The organism is Anaerococcus lactolyticus S7-1-13 (genome assembly GCF_000758765.1).
GTDB lineage: Bacteria > Bacillota > Clostridia > Tissierellales > Peptoniphilaceae > Anaerococcus > Anaerococcus lactolyticus.
Map to the genome: position 1 here is coordinate 50199 of NZ_JRMW01000040.1, position 26894 is coordinate 77092.

A 26894-nucleotide genomic window follows, 5' to 3' on the forward strand; every position below is an offset into this window, starting at 1 on the left:
CATATTGTTTTATATCAAAAAAAATAGCCTCAATACAGTATGAATTTCTGAATTTTTCAGTATATTTTCCTAAATTTATTTAGTAAAAACTGATCCAAGTTTAACTTTAGAAATGTTTAAATATTAAGTTGTAAAGCATGGTATAATATTACAGAAAAATTATTCAAAGTGAAATGACCTAAGAGGTGCAATATAGGATTTTCCTATGATAAATTATGTAAAATATCATTAGAAGACAGGAGAGCAGATTATGGAAAATAAAAATAAAATAAAGAATTTTTTTAAAATCATCTTAAGGATTTTTGTATTGTTGCTGGCAATCGCCGTTTTCACTGGCGGGATTATGCTTGCCCTATCACTAATTTTTTATGGAAAAACCCACTTTAATAGCGACTATAAAAATGCAAACCTAGTGATGTTAATGGGAACTACGGGTCAATTATTAGCAGGCATATTTTTTGTGAAATTTATTTTAAAAAAGAAAATTGATTACATCTTTTTTAAAAAAGAAGACCTTGCCAAGAACATTTGCATTGGACTCTTCCTAGGCTTACTGCAAATCTCAATTTATGTATTATTAGATATGTGGAGGGGAGTTTTAGGATACAGTGGAAGTAGCTTTGGTAATTTTAATTTGATATTTCTTGCCTACTTTATAGGATTTTTTATCCAATCAACATCAGAAGAAGTCTTGGTAAGAGGTATCTTAACTAGGGTCTTATCTGATAAATTTGGAAGAAACGTTGCAATCTTACTACCTTCGATATTTTTTGGACTTTTGCACCTGGGTAATGAAGGAGTTACAATTTTATCAACCCTTAACACAATCCTAGTGGGCATATTTTTTGCAAAATTACTATTTTATAAAGGAAATATTATGTTGACCTCTGGAGTTCATGCAGGTTGGAACTTTTCCATGGCAATGATTTATGGATTAAACGTAAGTGGCTTTAGTGGATTTGATAGCTTACTTAATTTTAAAATTTTAAATTATAACTTGTATGATGAAATTTATGGGCCAGAGGGCAGTATAGTGGTAACATTTATTGAAATTATAAGTATTTTTATTATATTTTATTTAGAAAGAAGAAAAGAAGTAAATAAATAGACGATAAAAATTTTATTAATGAATTCAATCTTTAGGTTCTCTAACTATTGGATATTATATTGGTGACCTTAAAATTTTTATTGAAAGAGATGATAAGTACAACTAAAAATGGATTCAGTAAATCTTCTTTATGAAAACGGATACCTTTATAATTGAGTGAAGAAGTATTTGATATGGTTTTATGCCAGTCGGCAAATTATATAAATCAGAGGTAAGACTATGAGTGTTCAAACTCATAGTTTTTTTCTTACAAAATAAAGATTTACCAAACTATTTTACAAATACCTATTTCAATGAGGCATTAGGGGGTCATTTTTTGATGGAAAAATTTACCTGTACAATTTTTTGTACATTACCTTTGTTATAATAATTATAAGAGGTGATGGTATGAATCTGGAAGAAAAGATTTTGCGTATAAGTAGAGTCAAATACGGAGAAAATCCTTTTATAGAAGATAGGATAAAAAAAGAAATGGAAGTAATAAGAGAAAAAGCTTCGGAAGATGAAATTGACTTTCTCTTGTTCTTAAAGGAAAATCTCGACCAAAATATCCTTATCGAAAATTTGCCATTTTTTAGTTTTTATCTTTTAGGTCTTAGTCTAATAAATCCACTTCCTGCCCATTATTACAATGAGAATACCAAGGAACTTATTTTTGTAAATGAGGTGGAATATGGGGTCGATTTAGAAAAAAAGGATGGGTTTAGCCGAGATGGATTTAATATTGATTTTTCCTATATCTTTGAAAATAAAATTTATTTTGAAATTCAGATTGATAAAAAATATGAGGATAGAGTAAGGTTTTGGATATTGGAATATTACGATTATGGACCAGGGTATCTTTGGTGTATTTACAAGGGGATGGAAAAATGTGGCTTATATTTTACACATTTTATTTATCTTGATAAGTTAAATCTCTTATATTATGAAAAAAATATCTATCAAGACATAGATATAGAAGATTTTAAAGATTATTTATTTGGTTATTATCTTAATGAAAAAATTGAATTGAAAAATGTTTATCCTAGGAAGGTGACCGAATCTTTAGAAAATTTTGCTTATAAGGAAAATATAAAAACCTATGGAGATTTCCTTTATCTTTTTGGGCTCACATTGACCTATACCAGGGCATATTCCTTGTTTATAGACTTTGCCAATAGAAATTATCCATCAAATAGGGAAGAAATTTTTGCTTATTATTTAGACCATGGGCTTGATAGGGAAAGAGCCGCAAAGCTTGCCTGTGACATAAGTTTTTCCGAGGCTAGCAATCTTCCAGAAATAAATCCAGAAATAGATGACTACCTTAAAAAAATCACCCATACTTGGGATAAGACAAGCCTAGTAAAAGTCACCCTTTATTCTTATTTAGATTATAAAATTAATGCTTTAATATGATATAATATTTCCAGGAGGACCTATGGCAAGTTCGAGATTAAATATTTTATATATCCTAGAAATTCTTCGTGAAGAAAGTGATTCCGACCATATTTTATCAATGGCAGATATAAAGAAAAAACTCTCTTTATATTATGGTGTAAATCTAGATAGGAGGACTGTTACAAGCGCAATTAATGATCTAATTGACTTTGGAATTGATATTTCAACCTTTACGGACAATGGACTAGGCTATTATTTAATAGATAGGGATTTTGAAAAAAGCGAGACATATCTTTTGATGGATGCCATTTTTTCACTTGCCTACATTGACAAGGACCAGTGTACAGAGCTTTTAAGGAAAATAGGCAAAAGTCAGTCTAAATACCAAAGGTCAGTTGATAAATACATCAGCCAGACAGATTTTTATAGGACGAAAAGAACTTCAAACAAGGAAGTTTTCCTAAATATAGAAATTATAAACGAGGCAATTGAGGAAAATCGCCAAATTGAATTTACTTATCTGACCTATGGGCCAGATAAGAAACTTGTGCCAAAAAGGAAAAGACCTTACAAATTAAATGCCTATAGGATCCTAGCTGACAATAAAAAATACTATCTTTTGGGAACGACGCCAGGTTTTACAAATATTTTGTCCTTTAGGATTGATTTTATAAAGGATATAAAAATTTTAGACGAAAATAGGGATTCCTTTAGGGAAGATGAATTAAATAGGCTAATAGAAAAAGCCAGCCACGCCTTTTTTGGTAAGCCGTCATTCATTAAAATTCGTTTTGACAAGGATATTTTAACCTATGTCATAGATCAATTTGGAACGGATATAAAATTAAGGGAAGATGGCGATTATTACCTAGGAGAATTTATGGCACCCGAAAAGGGCATAGAATACTGGGCTCTGCAATTTCTTCCTTATGTGGAAGTTCTAGAGCCAGTTAGCCTAAGAGAGTCGGTTATTGAAAGTGTGAAAGAAAATTTATATGGGATTTAAGGAGAGATTATGACTACAGTTTGGAGATTACACGCAAATACAGATTCAGATGATGAGAAAAAAATTTCTGGTTATATGCTTAATGAGCACATTATGGCTATAGGTTGGAGTTTAAAGGACTCTCACCTTAGGGGAACTATAAAAGAAGAAGACATGGCTAGGGTCTGCAAAGAAAGAAACGATATAAAAACTATTGATGATTATGATAAATTTTGTTATGAATATAAAATTTATAAAAATGGTGTAAATGCAAACATCACAAGATTTACCAGGGAGATAGAAGAAGGCGACTTAATTTGGATGAGGCATGAGGGAATTTATTACCTAGGAAGGTTTAGTTCTGAATCTATTGTTGGTTATTATCCTTCAGAAGAAACTCTAAAAAAGGATGCTTGTATTCAGATAAGAAATATTGATTGGATACCTATCGGTGATGAGAGTGTTGTGCCGGGAGCTGTGACAACTGCCCTTATTTCAAGGCTTACTTTTTGTAGGATAAACGAAGAAGGGGTTAAGGAATTTTCTAAATATATATATGATAAAATAGCTGGTACAAATTATTACATGAATACTGAATTAACTTTTAATCAGGAGAATTTTTATAAGTCAATTTCCACAAGTGATTGCGAAGACCTCCTTTGTATGTACTTAAATAAAGAATATGGTTATGTTGTTATTCCTTCAACAAACAAAAAATCAACCGAACTTTATGAGTGTGTTTTTCTTGACCCTAAGACTGGGAAAAATATTTTTATCCAGGTTAAGAATGGAAATATAAATGCAGAAGAATATTTACATTTAACAGGCGATGTTTATCTACTATCCACATTCGGCAGTATTGATAATTACGATGAAAAGTATGAAAATATAAAAAAAGTTGATCCTAAAGAATTATTTAATTATCTAAGTAATGAAGACTTTCAAAACTATTTACCTCAAAGTATCAAATATTGGATTGAGCTTTTTGGGGGCTATAAAAAGAACTGACCAGACCAGGTCAGTTCTTTTTATGATATAATATTATATATAAAGAAAGGATTTTTATGAAGATTATTATTTCACCGGCTAAGGGTTTTAAACATTTTGATAATATAAAGACTGAAGAGCTTTTGTTTCCTGAAAAGACTAGGATTTTGCTTGATAAAGTTAGGAAACTTTCCATGAATGAAATGGGAAATCTTAATAGGACTAATGATAAACTCACTGAAAAGGCTTACTACGATTTTCAGGATTTTGACTTTAACGACCTCACAAATCCAGCACTTTTTTCCTTTGATGGTTTGGTTTTTAAGCAATTTTCCATGGAAGATTTCGATGATATAGACTATCTAAATGACCATGTCTACATTCTTGATGCATTTTATGGTCTATTAAAGCCAATGACAGGGATTAGAGATTATAGGCTATATTTTGACAACACCATGTATGACCTCTACGAATTTTGGGGCGATGATTTGTATAAAAAACTTTTTGAGGACGGAGATTTGGTTTTAAACCTTGCGAGCAAGGAATATACCAAGACCTTAATGCCATTTTTGAAGGAAACTGATAAGTTTTTGACTGTGGATTTTAAGGAAAATCGTGATGGGAAATTGAAATCTGTTGTTTCCTACACAAAACAGGCGAGGGGTGCCATGCTTAGGGAAATAATTTCAGGAAAAATCGAGGATGTTGAGGAAATTAAAGGGCTTGATGTCAATGGTTATGTCTATGACCCATACAATTCGACAAAAGATACCCTAACCTTTGTGAGAAAGGGAGATGAAAAATGAAACTCCTCCACTTATCGGACCTTCATATAGGCAAATCTTTGGGTAATTTTTCCTTTCTTGAAGATCAAAAATATGTTTTAGATCAGATTTTAGACATCATCGAGGAGAGAAAAATCGACGCTGTAATGATTGCTGGCGATATTTTTGACACAGCTGTTGCATCGGCTGATGCCCTTGATTTATATAATTATTTCATAGAAAAAATTATTTTTGACATAAAAATTCCAGTTCTAGCTATTTCCGGCAACCACGATTCTGCCAAGCGTTTGGATGTGAATAAGAGGTTTTATAAGACCAATAAATATTATCTGGCAGGAGAATACACAAAAGAAGTCGTGACCTTAGAAGACGAAAACGGGCCAATCCACTTTTTCCTCTTGCCCTTTATGTCTCTTGCCAAGGCTAGGGTGATTTTTGGAGAAGATCTCGCTGATTTTACCGATTTATACCGAGAGGCTCTTAAGGATTATAAATATGAGGACAGGAATATTTTAATCACCCACTGCTATGCGACAGAATTTAACCAGAGCTTAGAAAAAGATTACAATGAGGGCCAAAAACCACTGACAATCGGGGGTTCAGACTGTATGGATGCAGGACTTTTTATGGGCTTTGACTATGTCGCCTTGGGCCACCTTCATTCTGCCCACTACGTTTTAGATCCAAAAATCAGGTATTCGGGCACCTTTATGCCTTACTCTTTCGATAAAAAAGATAATAATAAATCGGTGACTATTGTCGATTTGGGGTCTGAAAGTGTCAAGATTGAGAAAATTCCTATCAAACTTTTGAGAGACTTTGAAGTGAGGACAGGATTTTTTGACGATTTGATAGGAGAGCCGGCAAGTGATTCTTATATCAAATTTATCCTCGAAGATGGGGCTACAATCGAAAATGCCATGGCGAAATTTAAGAAAAAATTTCCAAACGCAGTCCTTATAAATTACGCATCAAGGTCTGTTTTTGCCATGAATGATGAAGACATAAATATAGATATAGAAAATAAGTCGACCTTGGAATTATTTGATGACTTTATTTCTTATAAGGACAATCGAAAGTTGACTGATGATGAAAAAAACGTCCTAGAAGACGTGATAGGGGTAATCAATGAAGGTTAGGAAGGTAAAATTAAGGGGATTTTTGACCTACAAGGACGAGGTCACAATCGACTTTACCAGACTTTTCGACAAAAAAATATTTTTGATATCGGGCCCAACTGGATCAGGCAAGACTACGATTTTTGACGCCATTTCCTTTGCCCTTTACGGGGAAGTGCCAAGGGAAATTGCCATGGAAGATTTAAGGAGCGACTACCTTTCAGAAGATGACGATTTCACCTATGTAGACTTGGAATTTTCTCTTGCTGACAGGGTTTATAAAATTGTAAGAATCCCAAGTCAGAGGGCAGTTGAGCTTAAAAATCCAAAAAATATTGGCCATAGGGTTGAGCTTTACGATATTACAGGTGAAAAAACCCTCCTAGCTGATAAGATAAAAGAAGTTGACGAAAGGATTAAAGATCTGGTAGGTCTTGATAAGAACCAATTTTCCAAGGTTATGCTCCTCGCCCAGGGTCAATTTCAAAAATTTTTGATTTCAAAATCGGATGAAAAAGCAGCACTTTTGTCAGATATTTTCAAGACTGATGCCCTAAGAGCCATCCAGGATGAGCTTAAAAAGAGGGCCAATGAAAACAAAAAAATGCTTGCTCAGGTTGATAAGGACCTAGCTAATGTCCTAAGTGATAATGAGCTTTTGCAAGGAAAAATCAGCGAAGACCTCATTTTAAGACGTGATTTTGAAAATATTTTTCAAATAATTGCCCAAACTGAGGCTGACCAGGAAGGTTTTTTGAAAGAAATTCTAAAATCCTTGGATAAACTTAAGAAAAATGAAAAAAATCTTATAAGCGATTTGGAAAAGGCAAAGACCCTCAATGAAAATATTGAAAAATATAAGAAGGCAGAGGCAGCTTACCAGGTCTTGTTGGTAGATTTTGATAAAAATACCGATCTTAAAAGGGATTTGGACTTGCTTACCTACGCTCTTTCCATAAAAATTTACGAGGATAGGCTTGTAAAAACTAAGGTTGACCTTAAGGATTTTGAGGAAAGTAAGGGAGAAGTTGAGAAAAATTTGGGTGCAAAAAATAAAGCCCTAAAAGAACTTCAAAAGGAAATAGAAAAGCTTCCGACCTTAAAGGAAAAACTTGACCAGGCAAAAATTTCTCATTCAAAAAAAGTCAAAGAAATTGCTGATTTGGAAGAATTTCTTAGAGTGAAAAAATCTTACGAAGCCATCAAAGACTTGGATAAGGATTTGGAAAGGCTTCAAACCGAGATAAAAAATGACGAAAGAAACCTAGATGAGCTTAGAAATCTTTATGATATAATAAGCAAGGATTTGGCAAGGGCCAAGGAAGAGGACTTTGCCAACAAGGAGAAGATTTCTGAAATCAAAACTAGGCTTGAAAATTTGGCCAAAGACCACCAAAAAATCAAGGAAAATAAGACCTATGAGGAAAAGCTAGCAAGTCTTGCTAAAGACCTCGAAAAGACCGAAAATCTTAAAAATAAGGCAGATGAAGACCGAGAAAATTTGGAGATAAATAAGCTCATTGACAGGTTAAATGCCGAGGGACTTTGCCCGGTTTGTGGCAAGACCCACCAGGGTGAGAGGGAAAAGCTTGTAGTTTCCGACCTCGATTTGGAAAAAATTAGTCAAAAATTGGCTGATATAAGGATTGATTTAGAAAAAACCAAGGCCATTTACGAGCGAAACCTCAAAGACCTTGGCACAGCCTATAAGCTAAGTGAAATTGAAAAAATAATTGCCGACAATAAGGACCTATTAAAATCTTATCAGGACTTGGGAGGAAAAACCAAGGAAAAGATTAAGACTTTGACAGAAAAGGCGAATAAAATCGGCAAAAATGGCGTGGACCTTAAAAAAGCGAGAGAAAAAAAGGAAAAAGCCTGCGAGGAAATATCAGCCAAGCTTAAAAATTTGGCAGACCTTAAGATCAAATATTTGTCAGGGGAAAAGACCATGGCAGGTCTTGATATGGCAAAGCTTCTTGGTGAAAAAAAGAGCTTAGAAGAAGAGATTTCATCCACCACTACCTTTATCAAGGATAAGGAAAAAGCCCACCAAGACTTGGTTTTAGCGATATCAAAGCAAAAGGCGAGCCTAGCTGCCCTTATTGAAAATATTGCAAAGGCTAATGAGGACTTAAAAACTTACCAAAAGGATTTTGAAGATAAACTTAAAGAGAAATTTGAAAATTTAGAAGCCTACATGGCGTACTTATCAAGGGAAGGCGAATTAAAGGCCCAAAAAGACTTGGTAGAAACTTATTTCACCGACCTTGAAAGGGAGAAAACCACCAAGGAAAATTTCTCGCTCTTTAAGGACAAGGCTCCAGAAGACCTTTTTAAGTTTGAAGATGACCTAAAGGAAGTTACCAGGGAAATAAAAGTCCTTGATGATGATAAAATCAAGCTTTCAACCATACTCAATTCGATCAAAAAAGACGGGGTAAAAATTAAAAAAATCCATGCCTCCTATTTGAGCCTATCAAAAACTGCTCAAATTGTTTCAAACCTATCAGATCTCGCCAACGGGCAAACAGGTGGGGTCAAAGGTCTTGAAAGACTCGATTTTGAGACCTTTATCCTTTCAGTTTATTTTGATAGGGTCCTAAATTTTGCCAACCTTAGGTTTAATCAGATGACAGATGGGCAATTTTCGATGGTGAGAAAGACAGAAGCAGTGGACGCAAGATCCAAGATGGGTCTTGATATTGATATACTCGATTCCAACACCGGCAAGAAAAGGCCGGCTTCAACCCTATCTGGTGGGGAAAATTTCCTCGCAAGCCTGTCTTTAGCTCTTGGTCTTTCTGATGAAATCGGCGCAGAAAACGGGGGGATTAGGATTGATACCCTCTTTATTGACGAAGGTTTCGGGACTCTTTCAAAAGAATTTTTGGCAAACGCCATTGAAACTATCGAAAAACTTTCCAAGGAAAATAGGTTTGTCGGTTTGATTTCCCATGTGGATGAGCTTAAAGATGCGATAGAAGCGAAAATTTTAATAACTTATGACCCAAGTCAGGGTTCAAGTTTGGAGATTGTAGATGATTAGATTAATAATATCAGAGGTGGCGGAAAATGCTAGCTCCTACCTTTACAAAAAAATCGAAGGGAGGCTTGATAAGGGGAAAAAATCCATCCTAATTGTACCTGAACAGTACACCTTGGAGACAGATATAAACTTCCTAAAGTCTGTAAAATACAAGGCAGTAATGGATGCCAAGGTCCTATCCTTTTCATCCTTTGCGAGCTTTTTTATGGACAACTTTACCGAGGGTAAACTCGAATTTTTGAACAAGGAAGGCAAGGTTTTACTCCTAACCAATATCCTCCAAGACCTCAAAGACGATTTGAAATTATTTGAAAACTCCTACCAAAACATTGACTTTATTAATTCGATTGTTGGCTTGATTTCAAGTTTTAAAGATAATAACTTTGATGAAGGATTTTTTGCAAGTATTTTTAACAGCGACATATCCGAGATTTCAAAAATAAAATTTGAGGAAATAAAATTAATCCTCGACACCTACCAAAAGGAGCTAGAGGGAAAATATTTTGACAAGGAAGACATCCTAAGTTTTGTGGCAGCAAATCTCGAAAAAACTGACCTTCTTGATGGCTACGAAATTTTTATTGACAAGTTTGACTTCTTTGAGGAAAGAAAGCTTGACCTAATTTCTGCCCTCTACAATAAGGGCCTTGACCTAAATATTTCCCTAAATATCGACCCTAAATTTATCTCAAATCCCCTAGTTAGACCGGAAATTTTTGACGGCTCGGCTAGGACTTTTGACTTATTTAGGCAAGATTTTGCAAGTGAAGTCATAAATCTACCATCAAATCCTAAGGCAGTTGACCTCGACCACCTAAGGAAAAATTTTGAAACTTATAGGCCGGTGCATTTTGAAAAAAATCCAGAGAATATCAAAATATATGAGTCGATTTCAACAAAATCAGAAGTTAATAACATGGCTCTTTTGATAAATAAAATTATAAAGACTAATCCAGATATCCGCTATAGGGACATGGCAGTCTATCTTACAGATCCTGACCAGTACGAAAATGAGCTGATAAAAACTTTCTCAAGATTTGAAATTCCAATTTTTCTCGACAAGAGGAGGAAGATGGCAGATAACCATATTATCAAAACTTTTTTGGCTCTTTTAAGGCTAAATGTGAATAATTTTAGGCAAGAAGATCTGTTTTATATTCTAAATTCAAAGCTAATCGGGATTTCGGATAAGGATGCCAACGCCCTAATAAATTTCTTGACCTATAGGAAAATCAAGGGGTCTATGTTTGAAAATGACAAGTACTTTGCCATGGACGAAGATTTTTACGAAAAAAATTTGGCAAATGACCCCAAAAAAGATGAAAAAATCGCAAAAAAGCGTGAAGAATACGACCATGTGAACTTAGTCAGGGCAAAAATTTTGCACCTAACCAAGGGCCTTGATAAGAAAAATATGACAGTTAAGGACCTTGCTACAAAGATTTTTAAAATGATTGCCGATTCTGACATCAAAAAAAGCATCAACGCCTTTCAAGCCAAACTTTTGGAGAATGCCGACCTTGATGATTACAAGGAAAATGAGCAGATTTGGGATGAGTTTGTGGCAATTTTAGACCAGCTAGTCTTATTGATGGGCGACAGGAGCCTTCCTCTTAGCAGAGTCGTAAGTATAGTTGAAGCAGTTACCAGAGATATACAAATCGGACTTATTCCACCATCTAAGGACCATTTGATTGTCACAGATTTTGCGAGAGATAGGGTTTCAAACAAAAAAATAAATATTTTACTCGGTATGGATGATGCGTATTTTCCAAGCCAAAAGGCCAAGGACTACCTCATCAGTCCAGATGAGATGGAAGAATTAGAAAAGGCAAAGATTGACCTTAAACTCTACGCCAAGGATCGCGACAGGGCAGAGCTTTTAAGCCTATATAAGATTATTTCAAGGAGTGATAAATTGATTTTCTCCTACGCTCTGTCTGACAAGGAAGGCAAGGACTTAAACGAAAGTTTGGTCATCCGAGATATAAGAAAAATTTTCCCTGAGCTTAAGAAAAATATCTTGCTAGATCCAAGGGCAGAAGATGCGATTTTTGCGAGAGAAAGCCTTAAAAAATACACCCTTGCTGTCTTAAATAAGCTTGCCAACAAGGAAAAAATCACCGACAAAGACAAGCAAATCGCCACAGCCTTCATGGAATATCTTAGGGAAAATCAAGAGGAGGACGAGAATAAGCTCACCTACGATAAGGTTAAAAAAGGCCTATTTTATACCAATGACAAGCTAGCTCTGGCAGATGAGCTTAGGAAGGCCCTCTACAAAAAGCACGCTTATTCGGTATCAGAAATTGAGACCTATTCGGCTTGCCCTTACAAACATTTCATAGCCTACGGCCTAAGGCCAGATGTGGAAAAAGAATTTGATGTGGATGCCCTCGATATAGGAAATATTGTCCACAAGTCTTTTGAGGACCTGTCAAGACTTATCAAGGACATGGACCTAGATGAGGTAGATTTTACAGAAATTGACAAGCTTTTAGATGAAAAATTCAATGAAGGGATTGATGAAAATCTCGATTCCACTAGGAAGGATAGCCCAAAGAATAAATACATCCTAAAAAATATCAATCAGGCTGCCAAGAGAAATACCAGGCAGATTGTCGACCAGCTAAAAAGAGGCGATTTCAAACTCGAATACTTCGAGCAAGCCTTTGACAAGGGCGGATTTTTTGACCCGGTATATGTGGATGAAGAAAATTATTTGAGGGGCAGGATAGACAGGATAGATATGGCAGGAAACTTGGTGAGGGTAATTGACTACAAGACTGGCTCAAAGGCCTTCAACCTCGCCGCTATCCTAAATGGCAAGGACTTGCAACTTATTATTTATATGATTGCTGTAAGTGACGATAAGAAAAACCTAGAACCAATAGGTGCCTTTTATATTTCCCTCAAGGATGAAATAGAAAATTTTGGGGATTCGATTGCTGATGAAGAAAAAATCTCAGCGAGTCTTGATAAGAAATTTGCCCTAGATGGTATTCTTCTTGACACTGACGGCAAGGCTCTTACCCTCATGGATAGGCAATCCAATGGCAAGACTTCTTCTATTGTAAGAAACAGAAAATCTTACAAGATAAGCAAGGAAGACTTTGCCAAGCTTAGCGACTTTATAAAAAACATGGTAAAAGATTTGATTAAGGATATAAAGGCTGGCAAAATCAACCTCGCCCCCCTCAGAGAGGACAAAAATTATTCCTCCTGCACCTATTGCGATTACAAGGGGATTTGCAAGTTTGACAAGACCATTGACAGCTTTAGGTTTAGGGATATGGATAAAAATCTCACCATAGAAGACTTGGAGGCAGAAAATGACTGAACTTAGGTTAACCGACGGTCAAAGGACTGCGATTTACGAAAGAGATAAAAATATAATAGTATCTGCCGCAGCAGGTTCGGGCAAGACCATGGTCCTTGTTAATAGGGTGATTTCAATGATGGTTGAGGAAGGAATCGACATAGACAAGATGATAATAGTCACCTTCACTAACAAGAGTGCCCAAGACATGAAGGATAAGATAAGAGAAGCTCTAGAAAAAAGAGCGACCGACTTTGACCCAGCCTTCATAAAAAGGCAGTTTAAACTTCTCAAACTCGCCCAAATCAAGACCCTCCACTCTTTTTGCTCCGATATGCTAAGGGAAAATTTCTATTATTTAGACAAGCTTAGCCCAAATTTCAAGGTCATGCCTGACTCTACAGGCAAAATCTACATGGCAGATGCCATTGACGAGGTCTTTGACAGACAATACGAAAAAATGGACTCAGACTTTGTCTATTTCTTGCAAAATTTTTCGGGGGAAAGGTCAGATTATAATGCCAAGCAAATAATTCTTTTGACCTACCAAAAAATCATCGGCATGATAGACGGGTTAAAGTGGCTAAAAGAAGCCAAGGATAGGGGAGAAAACCTCGGATACTTCAAAGACTTTATCAGACACAGGTTTGATTTGACCTTACAGAGGATTGAAAATGTGGGAGCGAGACTAAATCCAATCCTACCTGCCACAGCAGTAAATCTTATTGCAAGCGACTATGAAATGCTCGCTGGCATCAGAGATCAAATTGATGATTGGGACAATTTTTCTAAGGCCCTTGCCAACAAAAAGTACGCGACCTTTGCAAAGACAATCAAAACTGAAATTGATGATGAGGACTTGGTCACAGAAATAAGCTCGGCAAGAGATGCCTACAAGGCAGAGATTAAGGAGATTGAGGGTCTAATCGTAAATACAGATGCCAAGGCCCTTGACTTTATCAAGACAAAGGAAGACGTACTTTTTAGGGAGCTTTACAAACTCACCAAGGACTTTAAAGAGACCTTTGATAAGAAAAAATCTGCCAAAGACTACCTTGACTTCAACGACTTGGAACATGAATTTACATCCTTGCTCGAAAATCAAACTGCCAGGGAAAAATTAAGGACCAAGTACAAGTACATTTTCTTTGACGAGTACCAAGACTCAAATGAAATCCAAAACTATATCGTCGATAAATTAAAATCTGACAGAAACCTATTTTTTGTAGGCGACGTCAAGCAATCAATCTACGGTTTTAGGAGGGCAAGGCCAGACCTATTTATAGAAAAACTCGACCTTTACGAAAAAGCAGAAGATTCAATGAGGATAAACCTCAACGAAAACTTCAGGACCGACAGGCTTATCCTTGACTTTAACAACTACATCTTTGACAGGCTCATGACCAAGGAGATGGCAGATATTGACTATAAAAAGGGTGGTCACAGGTTAAATTACGGCAAGGAAGAAAAAGACCTTCTGGATTCTGCGAGGGTTGGGGTCAAGGTTTTGGCTAAGTCTGTCAAAGAAGAAACCTATCTGGCAAGCCTAATCAAAGACTTGCTTGCCGAAGGCTACGAGTACAGGGACATAGCCATTCTACTAAGAAATGGTACCGAATCCTACAAGTACGAAGAGGCCTTCAAGAAGGCAGACATCCCCTACTTCAATGATATATCAAAGGTTTCCACCCAGGCGAGTGAGGTAGGATTTTTTATAAACCTATTGAAATACCTCACAAACCCCAATGACGACATAATTTTGCTTTCAGTCTTAAGGTCTGTTATCTTTGATATTGACGAAGACGACTTGGCTAGGATTAAACTAGCATCCTCTTCCTATAAATTTTACGAAGCCTTCGATGCCTATGACAAGGAAGATGAGCTTTATGAAAAAATCAAAAAATTCAAAGCCCTAATCGAGGACTTAAAAGACAAACTTGCAATTTTAAACCTCTACGACTTTGCCAATTATCTTTTTGAAAAGTCCGGACTCTATGACTTTCTCTTGGCGAGGGACTTGGCAGAAGACAGGATAAATAATATTGACTCGGTAATTGACATGATGGCAGACTATGATTCGGTAAATGACAATGGCCTCTATGGTTTTGTAAATTTTTTTGCTAACTTAGAATCCACCAGGTCAGACTCCATCACTCCAACTCGTGACCTATCTGAGGGCGAAGACTTAGTCAGAATCATGACCGTCCACAAGTCCAAGGGTCTTGAATTTAAAATTGTCATCCTCGCTGGCGCTGACAAGGGCTTCAACAAGCAGGTAGCCCCCATAATCTTTGATGAAAAAATCGGCATCGGCATCAATGTCGCCGACTATGAAAACAAGATAAAAATTCCAAGTATAAATAGGAAGCTAATCATAGAAAAATCTAGGGAAGATGACAAGAAAGAGGAAATGAGAATCCTCTATGTGGCCCTCACCAGGGCAGAGGAAAGGCTCTACATCACAGGCAATTTTGACAAAAATGCATCATCCTTTGAAAAAGTATATAAAAATGAATCCTACTTGACCTTAAATTCTCACCTAGAATGGATAATGGCAAGTCTTTCCTTTGACAACATCACAAGTGAGTTTTTTACGGGCAGCAAAAAGCAATCGACTTTTGATAAGAGAATCAGCTTTGACTATATTGATGAAGTCGCAGAGCTCTCTGTAAGTCACAATGAAAACCTCTACGACCTCATAAATGACAAAGCAAATCCGAAAGTCCTTGAGCAAATCCAAACCAAGCTAGACTTTACCTACCCTGGCAAGGATGACATAAGAAAGAGCCTTAAAAAATCCGTAACAGAACTTGCCAAGGACTTTAATGCCGAAAGCGATGGCTACGAGACCTTTGATGCAGAAGGATTTAGTCGCAATATCTCCTTCAAAAAACCAAGTTTTATGGAAGAGAAAAAAGCCTACAGCCCAACCGAAAAGGGTAGCCTAATCCACAAAATTTTCCAAAAACTTCCGATGAAAGTCTACACAGCAGGGACTTTGGAAAAAGAAATTGACAGGCTAATAGAGAAAAAAATCTTTGACAAAACCATCAAAGAAATAGTAGAAATAGACAAGCTCCTAGGCTTTTATACTAATAGCCTGATAGCAAAATTAATCGGCGAAAATATCCCAAAAAGAAGCGAAGAATCCTTCCTAATGACCTATGACGGCTACTATGTAAATGGCCAGATAGACTTGATATTTGAGGGAGAAGACCAAATAATTTTGATCGACTTTAAGACCGACATGATCAAAAGAGAGGATACCTACCAAACCCAACTTGCCATCTATAAACAAGCCATAGAGGAAGCTCTGGGCAAAAAAGTGACCAAGTCATTAATTTATTGGTACAATTTTAAGGACTTCCAGGAAATATAGGCAAGTCATAAAGTCAATTTAAAAAATAAAAATGGAGGCTAATTAAAGCCCCCCAGATTGTCGACAAAGTATATAAGAATACGTCATTCTGACAGAGAATCCATTAGGATTCGACGAGGAATCCCAAAAATTACAGGATTCTTCCTCACTTCGTTCGTCTGAATGACATGAGTAATGACTTTGTCTATAGCCTGGGAGGCTAATTAAAGCCTCCATTTATGTGGATAATATCGCCAGTGATATAAGAAGCGTCGTCAGAAATTAAATATTCGATGAGACTTGCAATCTCATCGGGACTGGCAAACCTATTAAGACCGACTTCATTTTTCAAATTTTCAAGCTCAGCATCATCAAAATCTCTTCTCATCATATCAGTATCGACTATGCCTGGTGCTATGGCATTGACCCTAATATTTGACGGAGCAAGCTCCTTGGCAAGGGCCTTGGTAAAGACATTGATAGCCCCCTTGCTAGCAGAATAGCCTGCCTCCATAGACGCACCAAAATCACCCCAAATAGATGAAATATTAATAATAACCCCGTACTTTTTTTCGACCATCTTAGCAATAGCCCTTTTTGAATTTAGGAAAACCGAATTCAAATTGGTCTCCATAAGCTCCTTCCATTTTTCAAAAGGCATGTCTTGGATGAGGGAAAAATATGAAATTCCGGCGTTGTTGATGAGGATATCAACAGAGCCAAAATTTTTCTCGATAATATCAAACATAGCACAAACTTCATCCTCCTTGGAGACATCTGCCTTAACGGCAATCACCATAGGATTGATCTTCCTAAGCTCTGCCAAAAGAGCGAGAGCCCTGTCCTTGGATTTGTTGTAATTTATAACGATTTTATAAGACTTGGCAAGTCTCCTAGCAGTGGCAGCGCCAATCCCCCTAGAAGAGCCAGTGATTAATACTGTTTTCATACTCCTATTATAACACAAGAGAAATCTGGGTGCGAATAAAACCAGCTCACTTATAAATTCAAGACCAACATCATAAATTTATAATATATTTTGCATCACACCCCAGCCTTTACTCAAAATTAATAAGACAAATGAGACAATATAACTAAAAACGAAACCCACAAAACCATTAAAAAATACGGAAAAAACTTGCATATGATATTTAAAATCATATAATTATGGTGAGAATGTGTATAGAAATGTACTTAAAAAGAAAGGCTAGAGAGTAAGATGAAAAAATATCAAACAGCCAAGGAGCTACTAGCTACCAAGGCCGAAAATAAAGAGAAAAAACCAATCTATGCGACAAGGAAACTATCCATAGGTCTAGTCTCCTGCATGCTAGGTCTACTAATGGCAGCCCCAATCGCAAGAGCAGAAGAACTCCCACCAGCCCCAGGAGTGGAAGCAGCTGGTCAAAAAGAAGCAGGGAATAATCTTGGTCAAGGTGGACAAAATATAGATACTATGAGAGCAGATGGGCTAGAATTAGGACCAGAAATTATCTCCCAATCTGTTAGTGCCACAAAAATAGAAGCACCTACTATAACAGAGGCAAATGCAGGAACAAATAAAGTTACAGGTACAACAATAACACCAAAAGATGCTCGAATAAAAGTGGGTGCTGAAAAACCAGTTGTGGTAAGTGTCATTGTTACAGACAGCGATGGAAAAGAACTCAATAAAAAACCTACAAAAGCAGGTAGTACAGGGAAATTTTCTGTTACATTAAATAGGAAATTAAAAGATGGCGAGACAATTAATGTTACAGTAAAAATAACCGAAGGAGATTGGGTAACAGTTTACAAGGGGGGGGAATCAGCTCCTTCGAGTTTTGTAGTTGCACCAAAAGAACAAGATATGGATGTAACCTACAAAGATATTGTAATACCTAGAACAACCGTATATGTTGATAAGGATGTTGAAGGAAGTGCTGATACTGAAATTAAAAGAGCCATTATAGCAGAAAATCAAGGTAAAGAAGCATATAAAAAGATTAAAGATGATCTTAAGAAAGTAACTTATGAAGCAGCAACCAATAAAGCAACTCTTGAGTTTAGAGATGGTAAGAAACTTGAAATAGATGTTTCCACAATTACCGTAGTATATAAAAAAGCTTCAAAAGATGCTGACGTAAATAAAGTGACAGTTGGAGACACAACAATCAAAGGAAACGTAACCCCAGGTAGTACAGTTAAAATATTTTTTGGAACTGGTGAAACAAAGCCTAATGATTGGACTGTAATCCCAGTAAACTCAGACGGAACTTTCTCATTTGATATTCCAGATGACAAGAAAAGTAAAATAGGCAAGATTTTAGATGGTTTTCAGATTGAAACAAAAGAACCAGGTAAAGGCAAAGAGGAATCTGTGAAGCTTCATAGGGTTCAACCAAAAACACCAGATAAAACAGATGTCAGAGACCCTAAAAATCTAACAGAAACAGAAAAAGATGAGATTAAAAATAAAATTATAGAAAAAAATACATTAAAAGGTCAGTCCCTATTACCTGACGGAACTGGTGGCAATACTGGTAAAAAAGCGAGGATTTTCTTTGAAAATGGCAATGTTATAATCAAAGACGCAACAAACGACAAGTTATCAAGTGATCCAATACCAATAGCAGATATAGTAAATGACATCAAACCAGACCAACCAACTATCACAGCAGATGATGACAAATTAACCTTTGCTCCAAAATCCATAGACACCGACGCAAAGACTATTACAATTAATTATGATGACCCACAAGGTAATAAGAAAACTGCGAAAGTCACAAAGGAAAATGGCACTTGGACTTCTAGTGATGATAATGTCACAGTAGATGGCGGAGTAATTAGCCTTCTAACAAGTAAGGTAAATCCAGGTAGTACTGTTACAGCAACTGTTACAGATAATGCAGGTCAGACATCAGACCCTACTAGCAAAAAAACTGCAGAAAGTGTGAACCCACCAACAGTTAAAACCAAAGCAGTTCAAATTACAGAACTCGGTGGTCTTGATCCAGTTGTTATGAAAAAATGGGTAGGAGAGACACCTAATTGGAAAGATGGTGTTAAGGTTAAAGATGGCGTAAGTGCTGAAAACAAAAAGAAAATAGACGACCTCTTGGCTGGTGCAAAATTTGATGATTTCCAAGATGATGCAAGTAAAGAAAAAAGAAACACAGATAAAGCTAATAATACAACTGGTTTTGTAGGAAAAATTAAAGTTAAATTTGATGATGGTTCTGAACTTGTAGTAGAAAACCAAACCCTATACGTAAGTGACCATGTAACATGGTTTTCAAAAGAAAAAACACCAGGTGGAGAGGTAGTTTTTAATAAAAACACACCAGATGATGCCATAGTAGCAGAATTTAAACTAGGCAAGGGTACTAAGATTGATAATGCTGACGGCAAGACCGCCATCGAAGGTGAGGAAAGTCCTGTATCTTATCAAAAGTATAAGGTAAAACCAGGTACAGATTTAAAAACTTATGTACACCCTACACTACAAAGTACAATTTATGAATCGATAAATAAAAAGGTGAAAGAACAAGACGACTTTATAGATCCAGTATGGAATACAGATAACTTTAAAGTCACAGACTCAAACAAAGTTTTCACAGCAACAGCCACAGAAGCCTTCAAGGTAACAGTCAAGCCAGATGGTGGTACTAAGGCAGGTGGTGGAAAAGCAGAAGATATCGTCACAAAGGTAAAGAAAAACGGAACTTACACCCTCCCTGCTGCTAATACCTTCAACCCACCAAATGAAAACCAAGAATTTGCTGGTTGGAAAGTTGGTGACAAAGAAGGCGTTAAAAAACCTAATACACCTATCGATGTTAAAGGAAATATAACCATAACAGCAACCTGGAAACCAAAAAGCCCTGGCTCAGGCTCAGGAACAGGCACAGGCTCAGGCTCAGGTACAGGAACTGGTACAGGCACTGGCACAGGTGAAACCACTACTCCAGGAACAACCCCAGAACCAAGCCAACCAGGTAATACACCAGGCACTACTCCAGGCTCAGAAAATCCTACCGAGGATAAACCAACTGACCCTACTAAGAATCCAGATCAAAAAGATAAGCCAGAGGATAAAAAAACTGGTGAGGATAATAAGAATAATCCTAAGACACCAAATGTTGAAAAGGGTGACAAGGTTATTAATGTGGGCGATAAGGAAGTAGTTGTACCAAAGGTCGTTGTTGATAAGAAAAAGGGCAAGCTAGATAAGGAAGAAAGAACAAAGATTGCAGAGAAGATTAAAGAAAAGAATCCTGATGTAGTTGATGTAAAAATCGACGAGAAAGCTAATGCAGTAGTTACTTTCAGCGATGGCAGGAGAGAAAGAATCCCAGCCAAAGACCTTGTTAGCAAGGAAGGATTTGTGATTCCTAGGAGAGATAGGCATTCACAAGATGAAAGTCCAAATAGAAGACGCGCTGGCAAGAATGTCAAGACAGGTGTTGAATCAATCGCAGGCATAGCATGCACCCTAGTTGCTTCAACAGGCGCCCTATATATCGGCAGGAAAAAAGAAGACTAATAAGAAAAGAAAACTCGAGCCCAAGCTCGGGTTTTTCTTTTGGGGAAATGGGGGAGCTTTGTTTTAAGGTTGGCTTGACACCTGGACCATAATAATAATATGAATGTGGCCAGAGGCTTCTCGGCTTCGCTCGAAGCGAGGGGCCTTATTTTGAAAAATTTGCCAAAGGCTTAAATTATTCTTTATAATAAAATCATCTAATTTTATTGAGAAATAGTAGGAACCCACCATCCTCGTTTCGACTAAGTGAGTGAAACGAACGCACGGAGAAACCTCTGGACCAAATTAGGTTTGGCTCTGGTTAGGACTTAGGGGTTTGTTTGTAAAAATATCTTAGCTTTAAAGGAGAGCTTGACACCTTTACCATATCGACAAGATAAAGATAGCAAGAGATCTCCCCGCTCGCTTCGCTCGGTCGAGACGAGGTGGTGAGAATTTTCAACCACGCCACCCTTGTTTCGACTAAGTGAGTGAAACGAACGCATGGAGAAACCTCTGGACCAAACAAGGATTAGCTCTGGTCGGGACTTGGGGTTTTGTTTGTAAAAATGTCCTAGCTTTAAAGGAGAGCTTGACACCTTTACCATATTGGTTTTATCAATGTGACTAGAGGCTTCTCGGCTTCGCTCGAAGCGAGGGATTGTGGGCTTAAGATAGATTTTACAACTGAAGTATACAAATACATTTCCCCAACACAAAAGCACCCCGGGCCAGGGTGCTTTTTCTATATACTAGGAGAGATTTATTTTTTTATTTATTCCAGAATTTCTCTGCGATTTCTTGGCCTTGCTTAATTTTGGCCCATTGCTGATCCCTGCTTAATTCATTTCCGTTATCGCATGAGGCAAATCCACATTGGTGGGAGAGGTAGAGTCTGTCTTTGTCTATGATTTTCGCTGCTTCGTCTAATAATTCTAGGGATCTTTTTTCGTCGTCAAGTCCGGCAGTTTTTGATGATAAGAATCCTAGGACGACTTCTGCATTTTTGTTTTTTTCGAAGGCTTTTAATGAGTTTAGGGATCCTGCTCTTTCGTCGTCCCATTCTAGGTAGAACCTGTCGTAGTGTTGTTTTTCTAGGAAAAGATCTGCGATTGAGTCGTAGGTGCCTGCTCCAAAGTGGCGGGAGGCGTAGTTGCCCCTGCAGTTGTGGGTGTAGATAGTTAGCCCTAGGTCGTGGCCGTAGTCGATGACTTCGTTGTTGATGGCTATATATTTTTCGGCAAGGGCTATATTTTTATCAGCTCTTGCATTGCCATCAAATTGTGCATTTTCAGATTCGTCTGCAAATTGTTCCCAGAGGCAATCGTCAAATTGGATGATTTCTCCACCAGCGTTTTTAAAATCTTCTAAAAATTCCTTGTAGGATCTGATGAGGTCTTTTTCAAAGTCTTCAGTTGTTTGGTAGTATGAATCTTGTAGGAAGTTGAAATTTAATACATCGCCATAGATGTGGGATGGGGAAGGGATGCATTGTTTTACGATTGCTCTGCCATTTACTAATTTTTTTAGTCTCTTGAAGTGGTCGATGAAGGGATGGTTTTTGCCTGAAAGTTCGCCAACAAGTCTTAATCCTATATCACGTCTGGTTTCATATTTGCCACAACAATCCTTGTCTTCAAAGAAATATCCATTTTCCTTGATATATCTTTCCACACCCTTAAGACCCCACACAAAGTCCAAGTGCCAGAGGGATTTTGAATACTCTCCATCAGTCACTTCTGGTAGGCCTGCTTCGATTTGCCTTTCTACCACATCTGCTACTGCCTTATCTTCGCATTCCTTGTAGCCTGCAAAGTCATCGTAGAATGGATAGGTTATATCGTCTCTTTTTTCTATTTCTCTTTTGTATTTTAATAATGCTTCGTTTCTAAGTAATGATCCAACTGTTAAAAATCTTTCTGTCATTTTATACCTCTTTTTATTTTCTAAAATTTTCCAACATTCTAACATAGGCGCCTTAGAAAATATTCTATGTAATATAAAAAGCCCCGTCCCATAAAGGACGAGGCTTTGCCACGTGTTACCACCTTAATTTCAAATTAATTTCACAATTAATAACTCATCGGGTACCAACATACCCTATCGCTGTAACGGGCGAGCCCGTCTTATCTTAAATATCGGATAAGAAACTCAAAGGCCATTTTCAATCTAATCTCGCTAGGCTATTTTCACCAAACATAGCTTCTCTGGGTAGGTTGATTAAATCTACTTTTCTTCTCATAGTTTATTTTCTATACTCCGATTATACACAGGAAAATTTACCCTGTCAAATAATTTTAAATATTTATTCATAAAATTTTGTATAAATGGCTAAAAATAGGATTTTATTTATCAAAAAATTTTATCTTCGGTGATTATTAAGTCCATTTTTATATCCCAAGGGTCGGCAGGAATTTTTATTGACCTAAATTCTTTAAGCATTAAACCAATTTTGCTTGTCTTGTTTTGGGAAAGAAACTTATCATAAAAGCCACCACCATAGCCTAGCCTATTTTTATCATCGTCAAAGGAAAGGCCAGGGCAGATGGTAAGGTCGGGATTTGTTATAGCTTCTAGACTATCGGTTGTTGGAATATCAAAGGCGCCTGCCTTTAGTTCATCAAGGTCACTTATTTTTGCTGCAATCATTTGGTGGTCTATTATTTTTGGAACATAGACTTTTTTACCATCGGCGAGAGCTTTTTTTATAAAATCATAGGTGTCAACTTCTTTGGTTTTTGAGACATAGACAAAAATTGTCTCGGCATTTTTATAAGGATCACTAGCTAAGAGCCTTGCTATAATTTTTTTTGATTTTTCTTTGATTGAAGCTTCTCCCATTTCTCGTCTGAGGTTTAGGAAAAATCTCCTAAATTCACTTTTCATTTATTTTTCCTTTTATTTTTGAAACAAATTTGTTCATCGGGTTTTCTGCATTTATTGTTGGATTTATTTCCTTATCAAAATATTCATCCCTGTAGCCTTCCCTAAAGGCGGCGATTAATTCAGCTCCGATGATAAGCAGCGATGAGACTATCAAAAGCCAGATGAAAAGGGCAAGGATGCCGGCTAGGGCCCCATAAATTAGGGACTTGTTTGAGAAGTTATTTATAAAATATGAATAGGCAAAACTTGCTACATAGATGGTCCCAGTTGCCAATATCCCACCTGTTAGGGCCTGTTTGAAGGGTATCCTATTTGCAGAATTACCCGGAGCATACTTATATAAAATTCCAAGGGCAGCTGACATGATTAAAAGTGGGATGGCTATGGTGAGGATGGTAAAGATTGGAGATGAGATGAAGTCAATTATTGATTCAAGATTGTCTCCAAAAAATCTCCCTGTTATGGTTAGGATTTTGCTATCTAAAATATTTATGATGGTTGGTCCATAGATTTGAAAGATGAGCAAAAACATGATAAAGGCGATGAAGATTATGGTATATATAATACTCATCAGCCTTTGCTTGATGGCCTTGGCTTGGTGACCTAAGCCGTAGGCGTGGTTTATAGCCATAATTAGCTTATCGACACCACTTGTCGCTGACCAAAGGGCAAAGAGGATGGTTACTGTGGTCACAGCTGTAGATTGGCTGGAGGCAAACATAATGTCTAGGGCCTTGATTATCAATCGTGCAGTTGTCTTTGGAAAGAGGTTCAAAAACTCATAGATGATTTTTTCGTTGCCCTTTAGAAATGTTGAGGCTACTGACACCAAGACCATCATGAGGGGGATGGAGGCTTGGAGAAAGTAGAAGGAAAGGGCAGAGGCGTAGGTCATTATATCCTGAGTTTTGAGCCTATTTATGAAATTTTTTATAAAGTCTTTAAATTTATGCTTTTTTATTTTCATCTTTTAAGTGTTTGTCAAACCAAGTTTTGATTTCTGTCAGCCTTTTTACCCTAGCTTTTGGCTTGCCAGATCTTGATAGTTCGTGGTTTTCTCCATGGAAGACTACCATTCTTGTGTCAACGCCATTTAGTTTTAGTTTGGCATACATCTGGATGCCCTGTTCGAGTGGGCAACGGTAGTCGCAGTCTGCGTGGATAAAGAGGGTTGGGGTTTTTGCCTTATTTGCGTATTTGATTGGGGATTGGTCCCACATTTTTTCTAGACTGTCCCAAGGATTTGCTCCTGTTTGGTCAGTGGCAAAGTAGTAGCCAATGTCAGATACACCGTAAAAACTTGTCCAGTTTGAAATTGATCTTTGACTTACAGCAGCCTTAAACCTGTCGGTGTGGCCGATTGTCCAGTTGGTCATAAAACCACCATAAGAGCCACCATAGACTCCCATTTTATCTTTATCTATTTGTGGATATTTTTTAATAGCCAAGTCCACAAAATTCATCAAATCGTCAAAGTCAATGTCACCGTAGTGGCCCCTGATATCGGAGAATTTTACGCCCCTACCACTTGATCCGTGTGGGTTGGTGTAAATAATTATATAGCCATTTGAGGCAAGCATTTGGTGTTCGTGGTGGAAGATGTCAGAAAGTTCTGTTTTTGGTCCACCATGAACAGAAAGGATGGTTGGATATTTTTTCTTTGGGTCAAAATCTTTTGGCAAAAGGACGTAACCCCTTAAGTTATCACCATTTGAATCAAAGGTAAATTCCTCGATAGGAAGGACGCCCTCGATTTTATTTTCGATTAGGCTTTGGTCTTTGGATTTGATTTTGAGTTCAGCAAGGTGGTTAGGTCCCATCTCAAGGTAGTAAATATCCTCATCTGTCACAAAGAAACCTTCCACACAACCGTCAAGTTCCTTTCTTAAGTCGCCCTTAAGGTCTATTGAATAAAGTTTTGCTTCTTCAAATTCAGTTGCTATAAAATAAAGTCTATCCTTATGGACTTGGAAGGTCCTGTTGCCCTCAGCCCTGGCATCTGTGCCGATAGAGTTGCCAAAAGACTTGTCAAAGTTTCCATCATTTACCATCTTAAGATTGCCGTCAAAGTCAACTTCATAGATAAAGGCATCTTCATTTATGCCACCCTTTTTCATGTCAGTGCCAACAAAAATTAGCCTGTCTTCGATAAAATGAAGGGTATAGGTAGCATAGCCCTTGTCAACGAGGATTTTTTCCTCTTCTGTCTTTAGGTCTTTTAGGATGATGGATTCACGAAATTCCATAACGTCATTGGCATCAGAGTGGCTTCTTACATAGGCGATTTTTCCTAAATCTTCGCTTATATCAAGACCACTTACTTCATTATCCTTGTCTGATTTTAGGATTTCTGTAAGCTTGTTAGCCTTTAAATCGTAAAGGTAATAATAGACTGTTTCCTCCTTGAGGTAGCCTGCTCCATTTAGCCAAAATGGAAGGGTTGTAACTTCTTCGTAAGCCTCGTTTTCTTTTTCTGACTTTTTTTCCTCTTCGGATTTCTTTGGGCTAGCTGAAAGGAGGTAAGTGTCATTCTTAAGCCATTTTAGAGATTTAACATCCTTATCAATTTTAAAGGCAAGCTCTCCTAGACCGTAGCCGTCATTTTTGTAAAAATAATCATAGCAATCATCAGAGTCGTACTTATAAATCAAGTTAGAATTACCGTCAAAAGAGCAAAGGCTAGCTGATTTTTTGTCTGTGAGCCTGTAAGATTTGCCGAGATCTTTTTCGTAAAGGTAAAGGTCTGTATCGTATTTATTGTCTTTTAGGTTTGTCTGAGTTTTTTTGTAGGCAATTTTATTATCATCATTTGAAACATAGATTCCTGATAGAAATTCATAGTCAAATAAGTCATTAATTTGTGTCATAAATTCTCCTTTATTTTTTATAATATAACTATACCCTTTTGGGCTGGGGGATGAATACAAGGAGATAGACGAACTTGAATAAATTTGTAAATAGTCATATAATCTTACTAAGAGAAGCCACCTCTTATCCATCAAAAAAGCCGCAAAGCGCAAACTTTGTGATACGAAACAAAAAATGTCACCCATAGGGACATCGAAAAAAAGAGGAGCGGCCAGGCTCCTCCTTTTTCATTCCTTGTTTCTTTTTTCTTTCCGTAATTCGAAAAGAATACTTGATAACAAGGGTAATACGAAACTTGATATAATTATAAAAATTATATCTAAAAAAATTTTCCCCATGGGACATCACCCCCTTTCTTTTGTGGGGATGATTATATTATATAACAGTTTATTGATAATATAAGTTATTGACCTTGAATAAATCTGTAAATAGTCATATAATATGACTAAGAGAAGCCACCTCTTATCCATCAAAAAAGCCACAAAGCGCAAACTTTGTGATACAAATGAAGAGTATTTCCCAGAAATGGGCACAAAAAAAGCAGGAT

The 26894-nt window shown here is 36.9% G+C and carries 15 protein-coding genes and 1 other annotated feature; of the genes, 10 read left to right on the top strand and 5 right to left on the bottom strand.

Features of this window, described 5'->3' with window-relative positions; translation table 11 throughout:
* Window positions 1–250: 250 nt before the first annotated feature.
* From HMPREF1630_RS07575 to HMPREF1630_RS07615, 9 genes are all read left to right on the top strand, one after another.
* Complete coding sequence (locus HMPREF1630_RS07575; protein ID WP_037328509.1) at window positions 251–1108, top strand: CPBP family intramembrane glutamic endopeptidase; 858 nt, start codon at window positions 251–253, stop codon at window positions 1106–1108.
* 387 nt (window positions 1109–1495) lie between these two features.
* Window positions 1496–2506: a hypothetical protein gene (locus HMPREF1630_RS07580; protein ID WP_037328511.1), complete on the top strand. Its 1011-nt coding sequence runs from the start codon at window positions 1496–1498 to the stop codon at window positions 2504–2506.
* Window positions 2507–2528: 22 nt separating this feature from the next.
* Entirely contained in the window at window positions 2529–3494 is a 966-nt protein-coding gene (locus tag HMPREF1630_RS07585) for a WYL domain-containing protein (protein ID WP_037328513.1), read from the top strand.
* Between the two features lie 9 nt (window positions 3495–3503).
* Window positions 3504–4481 (top strand): hypothetical protein, encoded by a 978-nt coding sequence (locus tag HMPREF1630_RS07590; protein WP_004828395.1) that lies wholly within the window; start codon window positions 3504–3506, stop codon window positions 4479–4481.
* Between the two features lie 56 nt (window positions 4482–4537).
* Window positions 4538–5266, top strand: coding sequence for a YaaA family protein (locus HMPREF1630_RS07595; protein WP_004828397.1), 729 nt, complete (start codon window positions 4538–4540; stop codon window positions 5264–5266).
* On the top strand, window positions 5263–6384 hold the full coding sequence (locus HMPREF1630_RS07600; RefSeq protein WP_037328514.1) for an exonuclease SbcCD subunit D: 1122 nt from the start codon (window positions 5263–5265) through the stop codon (window positions 6382–6384). Before HMPREF1630_RS07595 ends, HMPREF1630_RS07600 begins: the two co-directional genes overlap by 4 nt.
* Window positions 6374–9412, top strand: a complete 3039-nt coding sequence (locus HMPREF1630_RS07605; RefSeq protein ID WP_037328516.1) for an AAA family ATPase — start codon at window positions 6374–6376, stop codon at window positions 9410–9412. The genes HMPREF1630_RS07600 and HMPREF1630_RS07605 overlap by 11 nt, the downstream gene beginning before the upstream one ends.
* Window positions 9405–12752, top strand: a complete 3348-nt coding sequence (locus HMPREF1630_RS07610) for a PD-(D/E)XK nuclease family protein (RefSeq protein ID WP_037328518.1) — start codon at window positions 9405–9407, stop codon at window positions 12750–12752. Before HMPREF1630_RS07605 ends, HMPREF1630_RS07610 begins: the two co-directional genes overlap by 8 nt.
* On the top strand, window positions 12745–16110 hold the full coding sequence (locus HMPREF1630_RS07615) for a UvrD-helicase domain-containing protein (protein WP_037328519.1): 3366 nt from the start codon (window positions 12745–12747) through the stop codon (window positions 16108–16110). Before HMPREF1630_RS07610 ends, HMPREF1630_RS07615 begins: the two co-directional genes overlap by 8 nt.
* 199 nt (window positions 16111–16309) lie before the next feature.
* Here the strand turns inward: HMPREF1630_RS07615 and ymfI are convergent, their stop codons facing one another.
* Window positions 16310–17038, bottom strand: a complete 729-nt coding sequence (ymfI, locus tag HMPREF1630_RS07620) for an elongation factor P 5-aminopentanone reductase (protein ID WP_037328521.1) — start codon at window positions 17036–17038, stop codon at window positions 16310–16312.
* A gap of 270 nt (window positions 17039–17308) precedes the next feature.
* On the opposite strand from ymfI, the gene HMPREF1630_RS09250 reads away from it, so the two are divergent.
* A complete protein-coding gene (locus tag HMPREF1630_RS09250; protein ID WP_052039408.1) occupies window positions 17309–20614 on the top strand; it encodes a hypothetical protein in 3306 nt (1101 codons plus the stop codon).
* 750 nt (window positions 20615–21364) lie between these two features.
* On the opposite strand, the gene HMPREF1630_RS07630 is transcribed toward HMPREF1630_RS09250, so the two are convergent.
* From HMPREF1630_RS07630 to HMPREF1630_RS07645, 4 genes are all read right to left on the bottom strand, one after another.
* The gene (locus tag HMPREF1630_RS07630) at window positions 21365–22519 is read right to left on the bottom strand and encodes a uroporphyrinogen decarboxylase/cobalamine-independent methonine synthase family protein (protein WP_037328522.1); all 1155 of its coding nucleotides are present in this window, start codon (window positions 22517–22519) and stop codon (window positions 21365–21367) included.
* Window positions 22520–22609: 90 nt separating this feature from the next.
* Window positions 22610–22844: a binding site (T-box leader), on the bottom strand.
* A 101-nt stretch (window positions 22845–22945) separates the two neighbouring features.
* Entirely contained in the window at window positions 22946–23479 is a 534-nt protein-coding gene (locus HMPREF1630_RS07635) for a 5-formyltetrahydrofolate cyclo-ligase (protein WP_037328523.1), read from the bottom strand.
* Entirely contained in the window at window positions 23469–24446 is a 978-nt protein-coding gene (locus tag HMPREF1630_RS07640; protein WP_037328525.1) for a YihY/virulence factor BrkB family protein, read from the bottom strand. The genes HMPREF1630_RS07635 and HMPREF1630_RS07640 overlap by 11 nt, the downstream gene beginning before the upstream one ends.
* A complete protein-coding gene (locus tag HMPREF1630_RS07645) occupies window positions 24427–26346 on the bottom strand; it encodes an alpha/beta hydrolase family protein (protein ID WP_037328528.1) in 1920 nt (639 codons plus the stop codon). The genes HMPREF1630_RS07640 and HMPREF1630_RS07645 overlap by 20 nt, the downstream gene beginning before the upstream one ends.
* Window positions 26347–26894 lie beyond the last annotated feature (548 nt).